The organism is Salinivibrio sp. IB868 (genome assembly GCF_001995655.1).
In the GTDB taxonomy this organism is placed as follows: domain Bacteria; phylum Pseudomonadota; class Gammaproteobacteria; order Enterobacterales; family Vibrionaceae; genus Salinivibrio; species Salinivibrio siamensis.
On the sequence record NZ_MUEW01000022.1, the window covers coordinates 1 to 20617 of the forward strand.

The window sequence follows — 20617 nt, forward strand, 5'->3', positions numbered from 1 at the left end:
TGATATGACTTGGTTTTTTTTCTTGTTTGCGATTAGTATTTTTCATGTTTTTTCTGCTTTGTTTTCACGTAAAAAATTTTCTCTCGCATTTAATAATGCATAGTGTTTTAAATTTCCCCCATGTGCCCTATAAGAAATTTAACTATCTGGATTGGTGGTGTGGAAAATATTTTTATGAGTGCTAACGCCCCCAATGAGAACCTTTGGTTATTTATTATTCAGATTTATAGGTCTCTTAATGTTGCCTTTTGAACCTACCTCAAACAGCTACGGCAGGGTGGTCTATAAGTCCTGTTTGACAGTTTTAGACCTATATGAAATTATGAGCCCATCTTATAGACCAAGATGAAGAGTAAGAAATGGCTGTTATCGCGTATTACCGTGTTTCAACTGACGACCAAACAATCGAGAATCAACGAAGAGAGCTCAATAAGACATATCGTATAGACAAGGAGTTCGCTGATTGTGGAGTGAGCGGGACAGTTAGCGCTGAGAAGAGGCCAGAGTTTAAGAAGCTACTCGACTATGTGCGCGAAGGAGACACGCTTGTGACGGTCGATCTTGATAGATTGGGGAGAGACAGCATTGATGTGCAGAACACCGTGAGAGAGCTTCTGAGAGGCGGTGTGAACGTCATTGTGACAAGGTTAGGGGTAGACCTCAGCACAGATGCAGGAGAGCTTCTGGTAACCATTCTGTCCAAGGTTGCAGAGATGGAAAGAAGGAAGATGTTAGAACGCGCAAACGCAGGCAGAGAGCGTGCAAAGGCAGAAGGTAAGCATATGGGGCGCCCTCACACTATAAGCAAAGAGCAGGTGCATGAGCTTCGCTCAAAGGGGTACTCTATTAATGCCACAGCCGAGGCTTTGGGGTGCTCTGTGTCGTCGGTGAAGAGGTTACAAAAGTCATAGGTGAAATATCGATCGATGCATCGCTGACTTCAGATATTTGTGTGTTGTGACGTCAGTAGTGATTGTACCGCTCTTTGTTGTTTGTAACTTGTTGTTTTTTCTGGTTTTGATGAATTGTTCTTCTTTTTAATGAGCTCATCACGAAGTGATTTCTTATAAATAGCGCGCTGTGACATCAAGGCAAGCTAACACATAGGAGTTGGGATGGCAGGAGCTGAATTAGTAAAGCGTCTTCTATCAAAGGACGAGCTGGGGCCATGCCTTAGCACAGATTTGTCAAGCCATTTGATAAGTAAATACGGGCTATCTCCAGAAGCTGCTCGCAAAAGAGTAAGTAGGGAAACTAAAGGTGACGTAAAAAGGCTCTCAAACCTGAAGCTGAATAACGCGTATTTTATGTATCTACAGAAAGACTTTGGAGCACCATGGTACTGGGATAGTCTTTATAGTGTGATACACAATTTACAGGGGCCCTATTCGAGAGTTCTAAATGCGCTTGATGCTAGAGGTATCGTTCCAGAATCTGAGTTTGATATCGTGTGTGGTGCGCCAATACGTCAGAAAGGACAAGTTACTGCTAGCCAAGCTTTAAAAGCACTTATTAGCTCTGATGTTCTTGTAACACAGGACATACCTGGCTTGGGAAAGTCAGTGTTAACAAAAGAAATATCTGAACAAAATCCGAAGTCTCTTGAGTCCCATGTACTTGCTCGAAGGCAGGCGGAAATACTTGTGCTCAGAGGCGTTAAGGATTGGCTTCGGCGTCTCGCTATGGTTAGTGCTGAAAAAGTCAATCTTAGAGGTGAGTGCAACAAAGCTACAACAGTAGGTACGTTTTCATGGGACTTATCTGCTCCAAGTTACTTATCCCCGATGGTTTCTTGGAGCTCAAATGATAAACCGAAACCTGGTTTTGTAGTCTGTGATATCTTACTAGAAGAGAGGTTGAGTCATGCGCATGTTGAGCCATTTATACATAAAACGAAAACATTAAGGGCATTGAAAAGGGTTGGTAGCACGCTTTTTATTTTTGTTGCTCTTCATTATGAGGAAAAAGCCTTTGCTGCACTAAGGTCTATCGGCTGTATGCCAGCGACAGTTGAAAACCTTTTTGGGAAAGATATTTCAGAAGGATTAAAAGACCTTCTGCAAGTAATTGAAAATACATCTAATAGTATTTCAGATCCTGATAAGCTTGACTCTTTACTCTCTAGGGTTGGGCGCTTGGAGGGGGTATTAGGTAACATTAGGGGAACCTTCTTCGAGTTGATGACCGCATATATTGTCAGGAAGACGGCTCCCGGAAATGTGAGTGTGCGTAAAATTGTTAAAGATGATTCTGGCAAAGAGTCTGAGTTTGACGTTTATGTCCAAGCTGAAGGTCAACCTATTAGACTAATCGAATGCAAAGCTCTATCTCCTAACTCAGAATTGAGTGATGACTTTGTGCAGGAATGGCTTCAAAAGACCATTAATCGTGCAAGACAGCACTTAAAGCGGACTGAAGCTCTTGAACCCAACGGGCCTATACCTAAATTTGAATTATGGGTAACAGGGAGTATCGAGAGTCAAGCGATGAGAAGACTACAAAAGGCAAAGGACGCTAACAAAAAAAAGTATGAGCTTGTTGTGAACGGGCCTCATGAGCTTAAGGATATTGTTAAAGACGATAAAACCCTATCAGATATGTTAGATAAGTATTTTTTGGAGTTCAGCTACGTATGACAGGTACAGTCTGAGCGTAGGTTGTGCTCTTGAAGCTTGATTTACAACGTCTAATTGAAGGCCCCCAGGAAAAACTCTTAGATATACATTAAGAGATGTCAGCCATTGATAGTCTCAGCGATAGTACTTTGTCATAGAGTCTTCACGCTCTCACTAGGACATTTACAACGTCTAATTGAAGAGCCCAAGGAAAACTTTTAGATATACACTAAGAGTCAGTCTTGCTGCCACTCTTCTCTGGCTCTTTCCCATCAGAGGCTTCTGTCTAATCAAGCCATTTACAACGTCTAATTGAAGAGCCCAAGGAAAAACTCTTAGATATACATTAAGAGTCCTATGTGACACCACTACTGCTGCTGTAGTCGTAGCAGATACTAAATAGACCACCAGCACAACACTATCGCACCTTTGCTTACATGGATAAGTAGCTAAGTAGAGCGACTCTGCGTTGACTGTTATTTCACTTGATAGAAGGAGTTATCATTGTGAGCAGCAGTCGACTAGAGTGTGTCTGAGTTGTATGGTCTGTAGGTGCTAGTGAAATATTGTTTGAGCACAACCAAGAGGAAAGCTTTAGGCCTCTTAATATCTCTGGTCTGAATACTGTTATCTGCTTTAAGCCAGGCGGTGATAGCTGGAAAAGGTGTAACTCTACATGGGAACATCTGTGCTTTAAGTTTCTCTTCGAGTACTGCGTTAAGAGAGTGGTCTAGGTATCATAGTGATTCAGGTGAATACCTGAGAGACTGTGTTGAGACCAACCCCTAGCTAACGCTCTCATAAGAAGTGGTCTTGGCCTAATGAAGGCGGGTTATTAAGAAAAAGTAGCCTAACTTGTTAATCGTAGGTCGCCCTTACATTAGAAGCGCATCAAGCACTATTATCCCGCAAACACCGTCAAGGATACCCTTGTTTTCCCCTAGCAATGACTTTTGGATAAACTCTCGATAGTCTTCTTTGGTCTCTAAAACAACACCGCACCAATCTATGCGGAACTCAAAGCTATCTGGCATGCGCCACTCGCGTTCATGAGTCCAATCAATGAAGCTATCAGTATTAGACAAATCAAATTTCACCAATCTATAAAGCTCGTCATCAGATAAATATTGCTCACCATCTTCGACTTTATCGTAGATGACTGGTTTACAGCCATTTTGGAACAGGTAGTACTTAGAGAAAATCAAACCACACCCCGAGTAACGTTTTCTGGTGGTCACTGTTTTCCTAAGTTCTTTTTCGAATTTGAGGTTCTGAGCAATAGAGAATAATGGTGCATCTTGGAAACACACTGCTCTTCTAGAGCCACGTATGAAACCACTATCGGTTGTGCTACCAATTATCACTTTTTCACGCAGTATTTTAAGTAGTACATCTACTGGCGTTAGCTCCTGAGAATCAATAGTCGCTCCTCGAGTTAAATGCACTAACGAGGATGATAAGTCTTGGCGGTCACTCATTCTCGATTTCCATTTTCTAAAGTCGTAAGCCAATTTCACCTCCATAATTAAACAGATATTTTATGTGTGCTTGAAGAAAAACTGCAACAATTACGCTAAAAGCGGTGTCGTGTTAAGTCTCTGATTCGTATGTTCGACATGCTTCAAAGCTCAGGTCGATGCCTAAAGATCTTAGAACTGAATTGTAGATCCCTTTAGGGCTGTTTCCTGTTTCAATATAGCGTTCTTCCTGCTCCTTCATATTCAACGAGACGTGATACAAAGCACATAATATCGAGATACAGTGTTCTACGTTTCTCGTGCTAACTCTATCCTCACATATGTTTTGCATAAGAACAGAAATAGAAAGCTCAGCTTCTCTGCTCAAGTATAATATCGTTCTAATACCTTTCCGTTGAGCTGGGGTTAACTCTCCAAGAGATTTATCAACATGAGATTCCAATACAATAGTACTTGGTGGCTTTGGGATTGAGATACCGTTCCACATTTTAATGCTCTGGATGTTTTTTTCTATATTCCATGCTCTACAATATGTATCCTGAAGTTCAAATAAGCTATCAGCGCTTTCTTCCTGCAAATCTGCAAGTTCAACATATAAACGTTCCAAAGCTTTTCTAGCTTCAAATCCATACTTTTTAGCTTCAATCCACTCTGTTACCAACACTGTTGCAACAACACCAGAAAGCGCTGCAACAACGCCGCCAAAAAATGATGACCAATCCACAGTTGCCTCTTTAACTTATTTTATGCTTATGGTTGTATACTGAAGCTAGTAGTTATGAAACTCAACAACTATTCAGCTAAAGGGTGAATAGGAATTTTATATGAAGAAGACTACGGCTATTGATAGATTTAACTAAAACACAATGGGGCAAAAGTGAGCTAGAGTAATCTGTCAGATCTGATTACGTCGCTGTTAGGTAACTGGCAGACCACGTCCTGACTAATCCAATCTCAGTCATCAGAGAGAGAACAGACGGCAAACCGACACAAGGGCTTTAGCCTCAAACGGCTTCCACCGATGCATTATGGTTTGTTCGGTCTACAGCTAAAAGGAATTACTTAGAGAAGCCATAGGGCACTGCTACTCGTCCCAATAATCGAAATCTAATCTACCATCAATCGACAATAGGTGTTTCTACTTGGCTATTATAGGCTTCCTGAGAGTCCATATAGAAGCCACAGAGAGGCTATCCTGCCGCTGGGAGTCGAGTATCAACTGCCTCTTGTTCGTCGATAGGGTAATCTATGGTCTCTATATACTTCTTCAAGTTGGCAATTGTCAGCCCTGAACCATAGTTACCGCTTACTGAACCGTCTGCCCAACCACCTAGCTCTTTATAGACTACTTCAGGAATGTCCGCATTTAACGCTAAGTCCTTAAAGTTATGCCTTAAGCTATGGAAAGTCACACGGTCTGCTCTTAGTTCATGCTTGCGGCAGAAGTAGGCATAGCGCTTACTGTATATGTCTGAGCGATACCCGCCCTGTTTGGGAAGGGGAATATCGAATAGCGTCTCTGTACTCAATGACTGTACAAACTCGATGAAACCGAGGTTTAACAGTGCGTCAGGCAGAGGCACCGATCTGGCCGAAGAGCTCGTCTTTAACGCCTTGCCGTCCTCTTCGTTTACAGAGATATACCAAATGCCTTCGTGTTGCCTGATGTCTGAAGGTCTCAACTGGACGATTTCATTCATACGCAGACCACAACAAAGTGCTATTCGTACAATCCAGTAGTGCTCTGTGCCTTTGGTCAAATGAAGCAACCTGTCGAGCATCTCTGGTGAGTATGGTCTCCGAGCATCCTTGTCCGCGACTCTTTTCTTGAGCCTCACGTTCTCTGCAGGGTTGAATGTGATATACCGTTCTTGCACAGCAAACTTAAACATTGCAGAAATCGCTTCTAAGCGCTGATTGATGCTCGTGATAGAAAGAGGGGGAAGGTGTTTCAATTGCCCGCTACTCACCACATCAATGAGCTCAGGAGTTGTGAGATTCTTGGTCTCCTTTAGCTTGGCTGAATTACTTGGCGTGTCTATCAGTACATTCCTCAGCTTTCTTATGTCTGCTGGTGAGACCTCTTTGACAGGATAGTCAGTCCCCATAAGACCAAGAAGGAACTCAGTAGATACTTGATAGCGCTGCTTGAGCTTATCACTCATCGGTTTGCCAGAAGCGGCCATTTCTGTCTTTTTATTTTCAAGAAATTCAGCTGCAACGCGCTCGATTGTAGGGGCTTTCTCAATTTTAGGAATAGGTTTTACAACACTTGTAATGCTTGGTGTCGCTCCAGATATCAAAGCGTGAAGCCCTTGAGTTTGAGCTCTCAGTTGCTTAGCGAATTCGATGAACACTCTTGCTTTTTGCTGTGGTTCTAAGTCGCGATATATGTCGAATGCTCTATCAGGCAAGACTCCTTCAAAAACACGCTTCACACGGAGGTTATCGTCAAACCTTGCTTCATGGTACAGCATGTTCTCTGCATGCGCTTGAATGCTAGACAGGCTTTCATCTAGACCGTGATGCAGAGATTCATAAGAGACACCACTAGCAAACATATGGTCTTTCTTATATGTAATCCATTGATTAGCCGCTTCAATTGCAAGGTTTTGTAGATCGACTAGCTCAACTTTCCGCTTGGGTAAGGAGTGACCGTCAAGCTTTGCGAATTCTTCAGCTAGACGACCAGCCTCGATTGCAGCTAGCTGCTTAGCTCGCTTTTTATCAGAGGTCTTCAAAGAGAAGCGAATAAGTCGCTTGCCATAGTGGTCAACTAGATGGCTAGGAACTCGCTTTTGGAAATAGTAAACGCTGCTGTTTTTACGTTTGTGTATGTGCAAACCGTCGCCCGTGTAGCTCAGCTGCGTATCACACATATACTTTTTAACTGCTTGAAACAAAAGAACTTCTAATAAAAACAACAACTTAAAGGAAAGTGGTGGAGCTGGCGGGAGTTGAACCCGCGTCCAGAATCAGTCTAGCCAATGGCGCTACATGCTTAGTTTGTCTTTAATCTCGTCAGTGTGCTGCGGACAAACACGCCACACAAAGACATACCCAACTTAGTTTTAACGCTTCAGCTCTTGGGTCAAAGCATCCACGCGATCCTGTTTGGTTTTGACTATCCTGAATCCCCGTCCTACAGGCGGAGGCTAGGGAGGATAGGCACTCAACAGGTTATTAAGCTGCTAGTGCGTAGTTTTCGTCGTTTGCGACTATTTGTTTGCGGCTTTTTACGAGGCCAACCGCCCCTCGGCATGCTCCACGGGCCTTCTCAATCCTGTCGAATCCTGAATCAGCCCCAGAGTGTGAGCGGCAGAGTCTAACACATTGATCTACCGCGTCAACGATTAACGCGCTGCGTTTTTCATGATCCTGGACTTTTGTCGCTGCCAGTCTCTGTCTTTCGCCGTGTCGCGTTTGTCGTGTAATTTTTTACCTTTCGCTAAGCCTATTTTGAGTTTAGCAAAAGATTTTTTCCAGTATAAAGACAGCGCCACCACTGTGAAACCGTCTCGATTTACCTTACCGAGCAAGGTATCAAGCTCACGCCGTTTAAGCAATAGCTTACGGGTGCGCTGCGGATCGGCCACCACGTGTGTGGAGGCGACATTAAGCGGGGTAATGGTTGCCCCGAACAAAAAGGCTTCCCCGTCTTTTAGCAACACATAGCTTTCGCTGATATTGGCCTTTCCTGCTCGGAGTGCTTTGACCTCCCAGCCTTGCAGCTCTAGCCCCGCCTCAAAGTCATCTTCAATGAAGTACTCAAAGCGTGCCTTTTTATTCAGCGCGATAGTGTTACTACTTGCTTTGTTCTTTGCGTTTTTCTTAGCCATAGTGGCCGCATTATAAAGGTGATATATCGAAGAATGAAAGGATTATCGCACTCAGTGGCAGAAAGAGTCTGACTTTATCTGCGATGTGGGTTGCGAGCATTGGTCTAAATCAGTCTCGATGGTATTATTTCGCGGTTAACTTGCAAGGAGTCCCTATGCCGCAAATCATCCGCTCGGCTTTAGTGCCGTACAGTGCTGAGCAAATGTTTGCCTTGGTGAACGATGTTGAATCCTATCCTGCTTTCTTGCCTGGGTGTGTGAGCACCCGTCTTATTGAGCATACAGAGACCACCATGGTCGCGTCGTTAGATGTCGCGAAAGCAGGGATTAAGAAAACATTTACCACCAAAAATTATTTGGTGGATAACAGCCGTATTGATATGACACTGGTTGACGGGCCATTTAAACGCTTAAGTGGTGGCTGGAAATTCACGCCACTATCGAGTGACGCGTGCAAGATAGAGCTCGACCTCGAGTTTGAGTTTACTAACCGCTTGGTCGAAGCTGCCTTTGGCCGCATCTTCAGCGAGTTAACCAGCAGTATGGTGAAGGCGTTTACAGAGCGAGCGAAAGAGATTTATGAGTGAAGAGACATTGCTGCATGTTGAAGTGGTTTACCCGTTGCCTAATGAGCAGCGCATTTTCAACTGCGTGGTGAAGCCAGACTCGACGGTGGAAGACATTATTCGTCAATCAGGTGTTTTAAGCGCCTACCCCGAGATTGACCTTGAGACCAACAAGGTTGGGGTGTTTAGTCGGCCAGTGAAGCTAGATGCGCAAGTGCGCGATGGCGATCGTATAGAGATTTATCGACCACTGCAAGCCGACCCGAAAGAGATCCGCCGTCGCCGCGCCGAGCGCGCGAAACAAGAGGGGAAAGCGGATCCTGTTACAGGTGGGCGTGTGGATACCCAGCGCAAACGCTCATAGCGGGTCAAAAAGAAAGGCGCCGTGCGGCGCCTTTACTAAAGGATGAATATGTAGCGGCATCAGAGTGCCGGATGCATCACCGTTACTGAACGGCTTCGAAAAATTGCTCGCCCGGCTCGAAATCACCATCCATGTTGACGAGTTGGTTATTGTCATCGAATGAGAGAACAAGATCTTTTTGTGTTGGTGCCTCATGGCCAGGTTGTTGCCATTGCACAAAATACCAAGTGTTAGGGTAACCTGATTCCACCAACATTGGGGGGCCGAGAAGGAATTTTACCTGCTCTTTGGTCATGCCAAATTTCAAGGCGTCGACGGCCTTTTCTTCAATGTAATTACCTTGGTTTATATCTACGCGATAAACCAGCTTTTCGGCATAAGAGCAGCCCATCATGGCAACTGCCATCAGAGAGGCAACGGCGGCTTTAGTCCAACCCATAGTTAATATCTTCACTGTCTTGTTTGATGGCAAATCATGTCTGTCGGTGACCGTGTAGTCTGCGACTGATGCGTCCCGAGTATAATGAAGCAGGGAATATATGTAAAAAACCTGCTGACGACTAGCGTTTCGACGATGATAACGTGAAAAAGTTCGACAGGTGTAAGGAAATAAGCGAGAAAAGTGGCCTCAGTGCACGTTTCTCGCTTTAGATTTCGTCATGAGGGAGAAGACTAGGCGGCGACAAGAAGGTCTTCAGCGTTGGCAAGGGTGCGCTCAGTGATCTCACTGCCACCCAGTAACCGCGCAAGCTCACTAATACGTGCCTTGTGATCGAGCGGATACATACGGGTCGTGGTGCTGCCTTTATCGGTATCTTTGGCAACAAACATCTGCTGATGCCCACAGCCTGCGACTTGTGGCAAGTGGGTCACACACATCACTTGCGTGGAGTCGCCAAGTTGACGTAAGAGTTTACCCACAATCGCGGCGGTTGGCCCACTGATCCCCACATCGACTTCATCGAAGATAAGGCTTGGTGTTTCAACCTTCTGGGCGGTGATCACTTGAATGGCCAGCGAGATCCGAGACAGCTCGCCGCCGGAAGCAACTTTAGACAGCGGCTGTAAAGGCTGACCGGGGTTCGTCGACACAAGAAATGCCACCGCATCTCCGCCTAGTGGACTGAGGTGGGTCTCCGCTTTATTCTCGACTTGGATCTCGAAGCTACCATGTTCCATGCTCAGCTGGTGCATGCTTTGCGTGATCAGTTTGTTCAACTCTTTGGCATAGCGACGACGGCTTTTGCTCAGCTTTTCAGCGGTGTCGAGGCAATCTGCAAATTGTTGATCCACTTGTGCTTGAAGCTGCTCAATGACTTCATCGTTATGTGCCAGTTTCTCCAACTCTCTAATCAACTGCTGGTGGGTGTCATACAATGCTTCAGGTTGGACATGATGCTTGCGAGACAAACTCATGATGGTACTCATACGTTGATCTAGATACTGAAGGCGTTGAGGATCCATATCGAGCTGGTCAAGATAGCCACTTACTTCTTGGCTCGTCTCTTGGGTTTGGATCCGCGCCTCTTCGAGCATTTCAGCGAGTGGTGAAAAATGACTGTCTAGTGCTGCCAGTTCACTTAAGCGCTGTTGGGCCGCCGTCAGTAAACTCAATGTGTTGGTCTCTTCGCCATCACTGAGTAAGTCCACCACCGCTTGACTGGTCATGGCGATATCGCCACTGTTTGACAAGCGCTTATGCTCTTCTTCAATGTGCTGGTATTCCTCTTCACCCAATGCGAGTTCATTGAGCTCACCCACTTGATATTCCAAAAGCTGTTGCTGAGCGTCAATGTCGTCTTTTTTCTTGATCAGTGCTTTCAGCTCATTTTTAGTGCGGCGCCAGCGCTGGTAGCGTGTTGCCATTTTATCCAGCAAGCTTTGGTGACCAGCGTATTGGTCTAATAACGTAATTTGGTGTTCAGGGCGTAACAGTTGTTGATGCGCGTGTTGGCCGTGGATATTTATCAATAGCTGCCCCAACGCTTTTTGCTGTGAGGCAGGTACGGGGTTACCGTTGATATAAGCGCGTGAGCGGCCTTCTTTGGTGATCACTCGCCTTAATATGCAATCATCACCGTCTTCCAGTTCGTTATCTTGCAGCCAGCGACGCGCGGCACTGTTTTGCTCGAGGGTGAAACTGGCAGAAATTTCTGCGCGTTTCTCCCCGGGGCGCACCATGTTGGCATCGGCACGATCACCAAGGCACAACCCTAGCGCGTCGATAGAAATAGATTTACCCGCCCCGGTTTCACCGGTGATCGCCGTCATGCCTTTACTAAACTCCAGCTCCAAGGATTTAACGATGGCAAAGTTTTGAATGGTTATATCGGCTAACATAGAGAGACACCTGTATCTATCAACAACTGTGTATAGATACAGTATATACTGTTTTTTCATCCAGTGAACACTGTGTGGCGAGAATTCTTGTTAATGGGATGAGCCGCACAAAAATTGCGCATTAAAAAAGCAGGAAAACCTGCTTTTTATTGGATACATGCAAGAGGCAAGAAACTGCTGACTTAAAACAACTTGGACGACCAACCTAGTTTTTTTCGTAACGTGTTGTAATAATTGTAATCTTGAGGATGAATGAGCTTGAGGGTGGCGGGGCTTTTGTAAATATGCACCTCATCCCCCGGGTTAACCGGCAGAGAGACTTGGCCATCACAGCTCACTTCGAGTGTCCCACGGTTGTCAGGAGAAACCAGTAATTTTATACGGCGGTTGCCATCGACAACCAATGGGCGGCTCGACAATGTATGTGGGAACATAGGCACAAGCGAAATCGCATCGAGGCTGGGAGATAAAATAGGGCCACCGCCGGATAGGCTATATGCGGTTGAGCCGGTGGGGGTTGAAATAATGATCCCGTCCGATCGCTGTGAGAAGGCAAACTGCTCGTTAATGTACACCTCAAACTCAATCATGTGTGCAACTTGTCCGGGATGAAGTACCGCTTCATTCAATGAGGCGTTATGGCTTTTTACCTGATCGTGGCGATGAATTTCGGTTTCGAGCAAAAAACGGTCTTCGTCCACGTAATCGCCATTTAATACCGCTTCTAGCGCATGTTCAAAGGCTTCGGGATCTAAGTCGGTGAGAAAGCCAAGGTTACCGCGGTTAACACCAATAACTTTAATGTCGCAGCGAGACAGTACACGCGCGGCGCCGAGCATATTGCCGTCCCCACCTATCACAATGGCCAAGTCGGCGTGTTGGCCTATGGTCACGAGATCCAAATAATGGGCATCTGGCAAGCCAAGATTGGCGCTCAAGCGTGTATCAATGCACACCTCATAACCGCGTTCAGTTAGCCAGTGATAAAGGCCGATGTGTGTGTTAACCGCTTCCGGGTTACGAGGTTTGCCAATCAGGGCAATGCGCTGGAATGGTGTCGACATAATCAGGATCTCATCGTTATTTGTGCCCAGTATAACGCGGTAAAAAAGCGATTGTCGTGATTTGCGTTATGCGGGCGGTTGAATCATAAAGATTCATCCCCATAATACTTTCGTCAATCAAGTTGAATAGTCCCAGTGGCGTGCTGGGCAATGCCATTTGTGTCGGAGTGATCATGAGCGAAGAACAGAAAGTGAAGCAAGAGCAGGAAGCGAAGAAAGATGCGCAAGCTGCTGAAGCCAAAGGTAAAGAGCAGGCCGCTGAGCAACAAGCAAGTGGTGGTGCAGACATTGAACATGAAGAAACCGCAGCCATGATTGCGCGCATCACCGAGCTAGAAGCAGCGCTTGAGGCAAGCGAAGCCAAGGTGCAAGAGCAGCAAGATAGTGTGCTACGTGCTCGCGCTGATGTTGACAACATGCGTCGTCGCACCGAGCAAGAAGTGGATAAAGCGCGCAAGTTTGCCCTAGAGAAATTTGCCGGTGAACTTTTACCTGTGATTGATAACCTTGAGCGTGCGGTCGAAATGGCCGACAAGGAAGACGAATCAATCAAGCCAATGGTTGAAGGGGTTGAGCTGACGCTGAAAACCATGATGGACACCATTGATAAGTTTGGGTTGAAAGCGATCGACCCTCAAGGTCAACCGTTTGACCCAGAATTGCATCAGGCGATGACCATTCAAGAAAGCGCCGAGCATGAGCCAAACACCGTGATGATGGTGATGCAAAAAGGCTATGAACTAAACGGTCGAGTTGTGCGTCCAGCCATGGTCATGGTGTCTAAAGCGCCGCAAGGTAACGTAGACGAAAAAGCCTAATCAGGCTCGGGAGAAGGGCCTTACCAAACTCGATTCGGTGTTTTTTTTGCCTTCTCCCCTTGAAAAGCATTTGGCTGCCCTTATTTAAACGGCAGCACTAAATAAAAATTGCGGTGAGGGGTTGAACCTCTCACAGTTACCCCCACATAAGGGGTAACGCATTAAAGCCACAGAACGAATTTCGGAGAGCACCAGATGGGTAAAATCATTGGTATTGACTTGGGTACAACCAACTCATGTGTCGCCGTACTTGACGGTGAAAAAACGCGCGTCATTGAGAACGCAGAGGGTGATCGTACAACACCATCGGTTATCGCTTACACACAAGATGGTGAAACACTTGTCGGCCAGCCTGCGAAGCGTCAGGCAGTGACAAACCCAGAAAACACCCTGTTTGCTATCAAGCGTCTGATCGGCCGCCGCTTCGAAGATGAAGAAGTGCAGCGTGATATCAGCATCATGCCTTACAAAATTGTTAAGGCAGATAACGGTGACGCTTGGGTTGAGGCGAAAGGCCAAAAAATGGCTGCGCCACAGGTGTCTGCTGAAGTCCTGAAGAAAATGAAGAAAACCGCTGAAGATTTCCTCGGTGAGGAAGTCACTGGCGCGGTAATTACTGTCCCTGCTTACTTTAACGACTCACAGCGTCAAGCAACCAAAGATGCTGGTCGTATCGCAGGTCTAGAAGTTAAACGTATCATCAACGAGCCAACAGCAGCGGCACTGGCTTACGGCCTAGACAAAAAAGGCGGCGATCGCACAATCGCTGTGTATGACCTAGGTGGTGGTACCTTCGATATCTCTATCATCGAAATCGATGAAGTAGATGGCGAGCAAACGTTCGAAGTATTGGCCACAAACGGTGATACTCACCTTGGTGGTGAAGACTTCGATAACCGCTTGATCACCTACTTGGTTGACGAGTTCAAAAAAGAGCAAGGCATCGACCTACGTCAAGACCCGCTAGCGATGCAGCGTGTTAAAGAGGCAGCTGAGAAAGCGAAGATTGAACTGTCTTCTGCGCAGCAAACAGACGTGAACTTGCCTTATGTGACGGCGGACGCAACCGGTCCTAAGCACATGAACATCAAAGTGACTCGTGCCAAGCTTGAGTCTCTGGTTGAAGAGCTGGTTCAGCGCTCACTAGAACCAATGAAAGTAGCACTGGCCGATGCCGAGCTATCGGTTGACGAAATCACTGACGTTATCTTGGTCGGCGGTCAAACTCGTATGCCAATGGTACAGGCCAAAGTGGCAGAGTACTTCGGTAAGGATGCACGTAAAGACGTGAACCCAGACGAAGCTGTTGCTATGGGTGCTGCGGCACAAGGTGGCGTATTGTCTGGTGATGTAAAAGACGTACTGCTGCTTGACGTGACTCCGCTTTCACTGGGTATCGAAACCATGGGCGGTGTGATGACCAAGCTGATTGAGAAAAACACCACGATCCCAACCAAGGCGAACCAGGTGTTCTCAACAGCAGAAGATAACCAAAGCGCGGTAACGATCCACGTGATTCAGGGTGAGCGTAAGCAAGCCATGCACAACAAATCACTGGGTCAGTTCAACCTTGAAGGCATCCAGCCTGCGCCACGTGGTGTGCCACAAATTGAAGTAACCTTCGATTTGAACGCCGACGGTATCTTGAACGTGTCTGCCGCTGATAAACAAACCGGTCAAGAGCAGAAGATCACTATCCAAGCGTCTGGCGGTCTGAGCGACGAAGACGTTGAGAAGATGGTGCAAGAAGCAGAAGCTAACAAAGAAGCGGACAAAAAGTTCGAAGAGCTAGTGACTGCGCGCAACCAAGCTGACCAACTGGTTCACGGCACGCGTAAGCAAATGGAAGAAGCAGGTGACAAACTGCCTGCAGAAGACAAAGAGAAGATCGAAACCGCCATTTCTGAGCTGGAAACCGCACGTAACGGTGAAGACAAAGAAGACATCGATGCGAAGGTTCAAGCACTGGTTGCCGCTTCATCAAAACTGATGGAAATCGCGCAGCAGCAAGCTCAAGATGAGCAGGCGCAGCAAGACGCCGGTGCTGATTCAGCAAAACAAGACGACGATGTTGTCGATGCTGAGTTCGAAGAAGTTAAAGACGACGACAAGAAATAAGCGAAAGCACTGTCGTTAATAAGCACGGGCGTAGGGGAGCAATCTCCTTCGCCCGTCGTTTTATCAAACAGTGAATTGAACGTCTTTGTTTTGTTGACGTAAACAGGTGCAGTCAGACCATGTCTAAAAGAGATTTGTATGAAGTGCTCGGCTTAAGCCGCGATGCAAGCGAGCGCGATATTAAAAAGGCTTATAAGCGGCTGGCGATGAAATATCACCCAGACCGCAACAAAGGCGAAGATGCGGCCGACCAGTTTAAAGAAATTAAGTTGGCCTATGAAGTGCTGACCGACCCGCAAAAACGCGCAGCCTATGRCCAATACGGTCACGCAGCCTTTGAACAAGGTGGCATGGGAGGCGGCGGCTTCGGCGGCGGTGGCTTCGGTGGAGGCGCTGACTTTAGCGATATTTTTGGTGACGTATTCGGCGATATATTCGGCGGAGGTCGTCGTGGTGGTCAGCAACGCGCGCAACGTGGAGCCGATTTACGCTACAACATGGAGCTTACGCTTGAAGAGGCGGTCCGTGGCGTCAGCAAAGAGATCGAAGTGCCTACTTATGTCGGGTGTAAAACCTGTGATGGCAGTGGGGCGAAACCGGGTTCGAAAAAACAAACCTGTGGAACCTGTAACGGTATTGGCCAAGTGCAAATGCGCCAAGGTTTCTTTGCGGTTCAACAAGCGTGTCCAACCTGTCATGGCAGCGGGACCATTATCAAAGACCCTTGTAACAGTTGTCATGGCCAAGGTCGCGTAAAAGAAACCAAGCACCTAAATGTGAAAATTCCTGCAGGTGTCGATACTGGCGATCGCATTCGCTTATCTGGTGAGGGTGAAGCCGGTGAGAACGGCGCACCGGCGGGTGACTTGTATGTTCAGGTACACGTCCGTGAACACCATATCTTCACCCGTGATGGCAACAACCTCTACTGCGAAGTACCGGTCAGCTTCACCATGGCAGCGCTCGGTGGCGAGGTTGAAGTCCCTACCTTAGATGGCCGTGTTAGCCTTAAAGTCCCAGCGGAAACGCAAACGGGGCGCATGTTCCGCATGCGCGGTAAAGGGGTGCAGTCTGTTCGTGGTGGCGGTGTTGGCGATCTCATCTGCAAAATGGTGGTCGAGACCCCAGTTAACTTGAGTAGCCGACAAAAAGAGCTGCTTCAAGAACTGGAAGAGTCGTTTAGTGGCACTGAAGCGAAAAAGCACAAGCCAAAATCAGAAGGTTTCTTTGACGGAGTTAAGAAATTCTTTGATGACCTTACCGGTTAATGGATGCCACTTGTCTAAAAAACATTAAAATGATGAATAGCCAGCCTCGCGCTGGCTATTTTTTTGCCACAAGAACCTATTTCAAAGAGAAGCCGGGCGTTTTCTGCTGGGAGGGAAGCGAGCACGATGTTTCTGCTGATATGCTAGTAATTACCCCATTAGGATATAAAACCAACCTATTGCATGGGTCGTCATGCTGATGGCTATCTGCTTGAGGGTGCGCGATAATCCTATACCCTGTATCACTGCCTTCTATTGAAAACTGATAGTCAGATGATACTTGGCAATCTGAACAAACAAGCCCTTTTTCTAGCAGTGTAGAGTGAGAGATGCTTGGATAATATCCCTTGGTGATGACTTGCATTTCTACCCAAGCTTGGAGGTGCACTAACCGCTCAATTGCCGCTTTGCGTGCTTGTGTTTGCTGATACTGGTGAAAGTTGGGCACGACAACGGCTGTCAACGTGGCAATAATAGCGAGCGCGGTCAGGATCTCGATCAACGTCACTCCATGTTGAAAACGGCGGCTTTGACGCTGACGCATTCTTTTTAACCTCTCGAAGAGTTGATAATGAAAACCCTACTGAGCCTATGCGGGTGTTAGCCTGCAGGCAATGGCGACACCCAAACCTTGGGAGGCAGTATGCGTTTTCAAACTGTGCACGTAAGTCAGTGCTTTCGGCTCTGCCTCAAAAAGAGGAGTGGCATCACCCTTATAGAGTCCCTGCTGGTACTGAGTGTGTTAGCGGCTATATGCACCATCGCGATTCCTCATTTTTCGTCTGCTCAGCAAGCAACCATGATGGCGAGTCGTAGTGAATCGCTAACAAGCTTGTTTTATCTTGCTCAAGCTCGTGCGATGAAAGAAAACCGGGTCTATCATCTTCGCCTGCGTAAAACAGAAAACACCCAGTGTATCGTTGCGCAACCAAGTACTGGGAGCGGGCTCGTTAGCAATATAACTGATTGGCTCTCAGCCATATCTTGCCAACAGACGAAGTTGCCGATGGTGACGATCCCGAGTGACATTTCTCTGTTGTTTAAAGAAAAAAAGAGTTGGACGCCGTTACCGGAAGGTGAGCTATTCTCGATTGATTTTCGCACCCAGAGACCGAGCTTGAATCTGACTGTTGGTTTGGGCGGCGATCGCGGGCAAGCGCCTGACTACGTGGTCATTGTCCGTCAATATCTCGGTTTTGAATCCTGTCAGTGGAGTGGTATCGACAGTGCGTGTAGCTAAGTCCACAGGTTACTCATTAGTTGAGCTTTTAGTCGGCTTGTCGGTGAGTGTTTTGGTTTCAATCACAGCACTCTCTGTGATGACTTCGGCGACCACGATGCAAGCCCGAATAGATGCCAAGACGCGCTTATCGCTCGAAGTCAGCCGCTTATTAACGATGATGGAAACTGAGATACGCCGAGCCGGATTGTGCTACCAGTGTGGTGGCGCGTCGCCCTACCTCTTTGACAATGGTCATGATCTTCACCTTTTACTGATTGATGAAACCCCCTCGCAGCGTCAAGGGCAGTGCCTTCGCTTTGCTTATCAACAAGACAGCACCCATCCAACGAATACCGTGGGTAAAGATGACGCCAAAGGCTTTCGACTAGACACAGAAGACCATGCCATAGAGGTCTATGAAAACCACCGAGACACGGCGAACTGGTCGTGTGAGTCAGGTTATTGGCGAGATATTTCTTCTCGTGCATTGAAGATCTCGCATTTATCTTTTACCCGTAATGAGGTGCGCACGGAAAATGGGCGACGCATTACCTCACTGACTATCAAGGTTTCCGCCTCGCTAACACGCCAACCTGGCCTGCGTAAAGACGTGTCGCGAACATTGGTTTTAGCTAATACGGTGGCCTCATCATGAATTACGTCGCAAAATGCACGCGTGACCAAGGTATAGCGACCCTCGCGGTGGTCGCCAGCATCGCGCTGATTGCACTTCTTATTGTATTAGGTGTCGGTCGACGGACAGTCAATGATATCCAACAAACACAGGCAAAAATCACGACTGAACAATCCCTTTCCAGAGCGTGGGCGGCTCTAGATTGCGCGGTGGCTAAGATTGAACATGATGGAATTCACTTATCGAAAGGCGATGCAGCAGCGGGGATAGAGCAACTCTCATCTTGTCAACATATTGCAGGGAGTCAATTATGGTTGGAACCTTGGCAAGATAGTGATCGCGGAATGTGGCATCTTTACGCGACTCATGCACAGCAACAAGTCGGAGTGACCCTAGCAAAAGCCACCGGTGCACGAAGAAGTTCATTTGTCACTTCAGGATCAGCAGCGTTTTACGGTGGCAATACATGGCGACCAGCAAAGGGAAAAAAGCGAGAGGATGGTTTATATGAATGCCATTCAATTGTAGCCGGGGGCGATGTCATGATTCGTCCACGCACTTCGGGTGAAGGTGGGCCTGAGAGTGAAGAGGAGAAAAGTGAAAACAAGTTCACCGTCAGCTTAGAGAGCAGTGATAAATGCGCTCCCGAATATAGAACGGAGGTTAGCGACTACACAGTCGCAGATAGTCGCGATGAAACCGGCGCGCGACTAAAAAAAGATGTGCAAACCAATGTTGAGAATATGGACTTGTTCAAAGATTACTTTGGTGTTCCTCGCGCGCAGTGGAAAACAGTCAGAGAGCAATTTGAGCGACAAGGCGGCACCGTTTTTAGTACCCATGGTGATCCCTCTGAGTGTTATGATCCATTACTGAGTGCGGTTTCAAACAGTACATCATCAGAGAACGCGAATATTAAAGTGTGGGTTGATGGGCCTTGCGATTTGAGTCGGGGAGAACATGCGGTGTTAGCAAGCGATGTACCTATTCTCCTCGTTGTTCAAGACGGTATTCTGGCTTTACGAGGTGGTATGGATGCATTTAACGGTGTGATTTATCAGTTTACCTCGACGCCTAGCGATAATGATTTTGCCGATCAATGGGGGATGAGTATTTCCGAGTCTGGACAGATGTCTTGCTCGAGCTCTAATAGCAATATCCAAGAACTTTGCCCAATGATCACATCGACCGTCACCGATCCTGATCAAGCACGGCATGTCCCTTTTTGGTTTCACGGTAGTTTCATCACCAAGGGCGCATTTATTACCGACGTGCCGGATGGCCACTCCGTGGTGTATGGTTCATTCAAACCGACCTATAGTGGTGAGATATTGCAGAAGAGTTTTGCTGGGCTTAGGCAGTGGCGGCCTGTCGGTAACAGTTATCATGACATCAAACCGCCTCATGGAGAGGGGTAGCATGTTACGAGCGCGAGGTTTCTCATTTATCGAGATCTTACTGGCTCTTGTGTTGGTTTCCATGACTAGCGCTGGCGTGTATCGCCTGACAACGGATATTCAGACTCAGCAGCGTGATGCGCGTTTAGCTAAAGAGGCTATGTATTTGGCTAACAACCAACTCTCTCACTGGCGATTGATCAATACTGATGCGCCATGTTCAACAAGTAACCGTGATCCCATCAGGTTAGATAACCTTTCGGAGTGTTTGATTACGACCGAAGACTCGATCTATGAGCTGGTGGTGACTAATGTGCAAAACACACTGATAGTCGATGATAAGGTATCTGCCAAAACACTAACGCTGGCAGTGCGGTGGCAAAACCGCCGTCAACAGCAACAATCTCTGGTTTTCTATTTCACAGGGGCGCGGCGACAAAACGATTTCAATTAAAGTCCCCCTCCACGAACGGCAAACGTGAAGTGGTGGCTTTTTGCTCGCTTGAAATGTTTTTATCAAAAACTCCTTGCGTCAAAAAATCACCTCTCTATAATGCGCTCTCGTTGGTACGGCAAGCCGCGCTAACAACGGCAAAACAAACAAGCAAAACAAAATGCTTGACTTGTTGCCAAAGTGGCGTAAGATGCCACTCCCGCTCAAGATTGAGCGGTGCTCTTTAACAATTTGACCTATGTAATCTGTGTGGGCACTCGTTGAGAATAGACAAAAAGATTTATTCGATGAACTGAGTGACCAAACGACAACTTTTACAGTTGTTCGGCACAGTCAATTCGTTTTTCTCTTCGGAGAGAAACAGTAATCAGTATTCATTGAGCTGAAACTTCGGTTTCGAAAAAACTTTAATTGAAGAGTTTGATCATGGCTCAGATTGA

19 protein-coding genes and 1 other RNA gene are annotated in these 20617 nt (G+C 46.9%); 11 read left to right on the forward strand and 9 right to left on the reverse strand.

The genetic code is table 11. The annotated features are described in order from the left end of the window. Positions 1-359 precede the first annotated feature (359 nt). Together BZG20_RS15635 and BZG20_RS15640 are read left to right on the forward strand one after the other, a co-directional pair. Complete coding sequence (locus BZG20_RS15635; protein WP_077579574.1) at positions 360-911, forward strand: recombinase family protein; 552 nt, start codon at positions 360-362, stop codon at positions 909-911. A gap of 204 nt (positions 912-1115) precedes the next feature. Then, the gene (locus BZG20_RS15640) at positions 1116-2636 is read left to right on the forward strand and encodes a hypothetical protein (RefSeq protein ID WP_077579575.1); all 1521 of its coding nucleotides are present in this window, start codon (positions 1116-1118) and stop codon (positions 2634-2636) included. Between the two features lie 854 nt (positions 2637-3490). On the opposite strand, the gene BZG20_RS15645 is transcribed toward BZG20_RS15640, so the two are convergent. The 5 genes from BZG20_RS15645 to smpB form a co-directional block, all read right to left on the reverse strand. Further along, positions 3491-4093 (reverse strand): hypothetical protein, encoded by a 603-nt coding sequence (locus BZG20_RS15645; RefSeq protein WP_198531509.1) that lies wholly within the window; start codon positions 4091-4093, stop codon positions 3491-3493. 112 nt (positions 4094-4205) lie between these two features. Continuing rightward, a complete protein-coding gene (locus tag BZG20_RS15650) occupies positions 4206-4817 on the reverse strand; it encodes a hypothetical protein (RefSeq protein ID WP_077579577.1) in 612 nt (203 codons plus the stop codon). 466 nt (positions 4818-5283) lie between these two features. After that, entirely contained in the window at positions 5284-6996 is a 1713-nt protein-coding gene (locus BZG20_RS15655) for a site-specific integrase (RefSeq protein WP_131825358.1), read from the reverse strand. Positions 6997-7032: 36 nt separating this feature from the next. Then, positions 7033-7399: a transfer-messenger RNA gene (gene ssrA, locus BZG20_RS15660) on the reverse strand. A gap of 47 nt (positions 7400-7446) precedes the next feature. Continuing rightward, positions 7447-7932 carry an SsrA-binding protein SmpB gene (smpB, locus tag BZG20_RS15665; RefSeq protein ID WP_069362793.1) on the reverse strand — a complete coding sequence of 162 codons (486 nt, stop codon included), beginning with the start codon at positions 7930-7932 and terminating at the stop codon, positions 7447-7449. A gap of 155 nt (positions 7933-8087) precedes the next feature. Here smpB and BZG20_RS15670 point away from each other — a divergent pair, with 155 nt between their 5' ends. Next, positions 8088-8519, forward strand: a complete 432-nt coding sequence (locus tag BZG20_RS15670) for an SRPBCC family protein (RefSeq protein ID WP_077579578.1) — start codon at positions 8088-8090, stop codon at positions 8517-8519. Beyond that, positions 8512-8862 (forward strand): RnfH family protein, encoded by a 351-nt coding sequence (locus BZG20_RS15675; RefSeq protein ID WP_077486536.1) that lies wholly within the window; start codon positions 8512-8514, stop codon positions 8860-8862. The genes BZG20_RS15670 and BZG20_RS15675 overlap by 8 nt, the downstream gene beginning before the upstream one ends. Positions 8863-8944: 82 nt before the next feature. Here BZG20_RS15675 and bamE read toward each other — a convergent pair whose 3' ends face one another. The 3 genes from bamE to nadK form a co-directional block, all read right to left on the reverse strand. Then, on the reverse strand, positions 8945-9301 hold the full coding sequence (bamE, locus tag BZG20_RS15680) for an outer membrane protein assembly factor BamE (protein WP_077579579.1): 357 nt from the start codon (positions 9299-9301) through the stop codon (positions 8945-8947). 233 nt (positions 9302-9534) lie between these two features. After that, the gene (gene recN, locus BZG20_RS15685; RefSeq protein WP_077579580.1) at positions 9535-11202 is read right to left on the reverse strand and encodes a DNA repair protein RecN; all 1668 of its coding nucleotides are present in this window, start codon (positions 11200-11202) and stop codon (positions 9535-9537) included. 182 nt (positions 11203-11384) lie between these two features. Further along, the gene (nadK, locus tag BZG20_RS15690) at positions 11385-12266 is read right to left on the reverse strand and encodes an NAD(+) kinase (protein WP_077579581.1); all 882 of its coding nucleotides are present in this window, start codon (positions 12264-12266) and stop codon (positions 11385-11387) included. Positions 12267-12439: 173 nt separating this feature from the next. Between nadK and grpE the strand changes: the two genes are divergently transcribed. The 3 genes from grpE to dnaJ all read left to right on the forward strand — a co-directional run bounded on the left by grpE (position 12440) and on the right by dnaJ (position 16470). Continuing rightward, complete coding sequence (gene grpE, locus BZG20_RS15695) at positions 12440-13084, forward strand: nucleotide exchange factor GrpE (RefSeq protein ID WP_077579582.1); 645 nt, start codon at positions 12440-12442, stop codon at positions 13082-13084. Positions 13085-13279: 195 nt separating this feature from the next. After that, complete coding sequence (dnaK, locus tag BZG20_RS15700) at positions 13280-15202, forward strand: molecular chaperone DnaK (protein ID WP_077579583.1); 1923 nt, start codon at positions 13280-13282, stop codon at positions 15200-15202. 119 nt (positions 15203-15321) lie between these two features. Next, on the forward strand, positions 15322-16470 hold the full coding sequence (gene dnaJ / locus BZG20_RS15705; RefSeq protein WP_077579584.1) for a molecular chaperone DnaJ: 1149 nt from the start codon (positions 15322-15324) through the stop codon (positions 16468-16470). Positions 16471-16546: 76 nt separating this feature from the next. On the opposite strand, the gene BZG20_RS15710 is transcribed toward dnaJ, so the two are convergent. After that, on the reverse strand, positions 16547-17014 hold the full coding sequence (locus tag BZG20_RS15710) for a type IV pilin protein (protein ID WP_077579585.1): 468 nt from the start codon (positions 17012-17014) through the stop codon (positions 16547-16549). Between the two features lie 195 nt (positions 17015-17209). On the opposite strand from BZG20_RS15710, the gene BZG20_RS15715 reads away from it, so the two are divergent. The 4 genes from BZG20_RS15715 to BZG20_RS15730 all read left to right on the forward strand — a co-directional run bounded on the left by BZG20_RS15715 (position 17210) and on the right by BZG20_RS15730 (position 20177). After that, positions 17210-17710, forward strand: a complete 501-nt coding sequence (locus BZG20_RS15715; protein ID WP_131825359.1) for a hypothetical protein — start codon at positions 17210-17212, stop codon at positions 17708-17710. A gap of 97 nt (positions 17711-17807) precedes the next feature. Then, complete coding sequence (locus BZG20_RS15720) at positions 17808-18347, forward strand: hypothetical protein (RefSeq protein WP_131825360.1); 540 nt, start codon at positions 17808-17810, stop codon at positions 18345-18347. Further along, positions 18344-19744, forward strand: coding sequence for a hypothetical protein (locus BZG20_RS16025; protein ID WP_077579588.1), 1401 nt, complete (start codon positions 18344-18346; stop codon positions 19742-19744). The genes BZG20_RS15720 and BZG20_RS16025 overlap by 4 nt, the downstream gene beginning before the upstream one ends. Before the next feature lies 1 nt (position 19745). After that, positions 19746-20177, forward strand: coding sequence for a type II secretion system protein (locus tag BZG20_RS15730; protein ID WP_046075192.1), 432 nt, complete (start codon positions 19746-19748; stop codon positions 20175-20177). Positions 20178-20617 lie beyond the last annotated feature (440 nt).

Excerpts from the sequence above, each read along its gene's own strand:
- BZG20_RS15730 (WP_046075192.1), top strand. The coding sequence starts at position 19,746 with ATGTTACGAGCGCGAGGTTTCTCATTTATCGAGATCTTACTGGCTCTT.
- nadK (WP_077579581.1), bottom strand. The coding sequence starts at position 12,266 with ATGTCGACACCATTCCAGCGCATTGCCCTGATTGGCAAACCTCGTAAC.
- BZG20_RS16025 (WP_077579588.1), top strand. The coding sequence starts at position 18,344 with ATGAATTACGTCGCAAAATGCACGCGTGACCAAGGTATAGCGACCCTC.
- grpE (WP_077579582.1), top strand. The coding sequence starts at position 12,440 with ATGAGCGAAGAACAGAAAGTGAAGCAAGAGCAGGAAGCGAAGAAAGAT.
- BZG20_RS15675 (WP_077486536.1), top strand. The coding sequence starts at position 8,512 with ATGAGTGAAGAGACATTGCTGCATGTTGAAGTGGTTTACCCGTTGCCT.
- BZG20_RS15710 (WP_077579585.1), bottom strand. The coding sequence starts at position 17,014 with ATGCGTCAGCGTCAAAGCCGCCGTTTTCAACATGGAGTGACGTTGATC.
- BZG20_RS15720 (WP_131825360.1), top strand. The coding sequence starts at position 17,808 with ATGCAAGCCCGAATAGATGCCAAGACGCGCTTATCGCTCGAAGTCAGC.
- recN (WP_077579580.1), bottom strand. The coding sequence starts at position 11,202 with ATGTTAGCCGATATAACCATTCAAAACTTTGCCATCGTTAAATCCTTG.
- BZG20_RS15645 (WP_198531509.1), bottom strand. The coding sequence starts at position 4,093 with ATGAGTGACCGCCAAGACTTATCATCCTCGTTAGTGCATTTAACTCGA.
- BZG20_RS15640 (WP_077579575.1), top strand. The coding sequence starts at position 1,116 with ATGGCAGGAGCTGAATTAGTAAAGCGTCTTCTATCAAAGGACGAGCTG.
- BZG20_RS15635 (WP_077579574.1), top strand. The coding sequence starts at position 360 with ATGGCTGTTATCGCGTATTACCGTGTTTCAACTGACGACCAAACAATC.
- bamE (WP_077579579.1), bottom strand. The coding sequence starts at position 9,301 with ATGGGTTGGACTAAAGCCGCCGTTGCCTCTCTGATGGCAGTTGCCATG.
- smpB (WP_069362793.1), bottom strand. The coding sequence starts at position 7,932 with ATGGCTAAGAAAAACGCAAAGAACAAAGCAAGTAGTAACACTATCGCG.
- BZG20_RS15670 (WP_077579578.1), top strand. The coding sequence starts at position 8,088 with ATGCCGCAAATCATCCGCTCGGCTTTAGTGCCGTACAGTGCTGAGCAA.
- dnaK (WP_077579583.1), top strand. The coding sequence starts at position 13,280 with ATGGGTAAAATCATTGGTATTGACTTGGGTACAACCAACTCATGTGTC.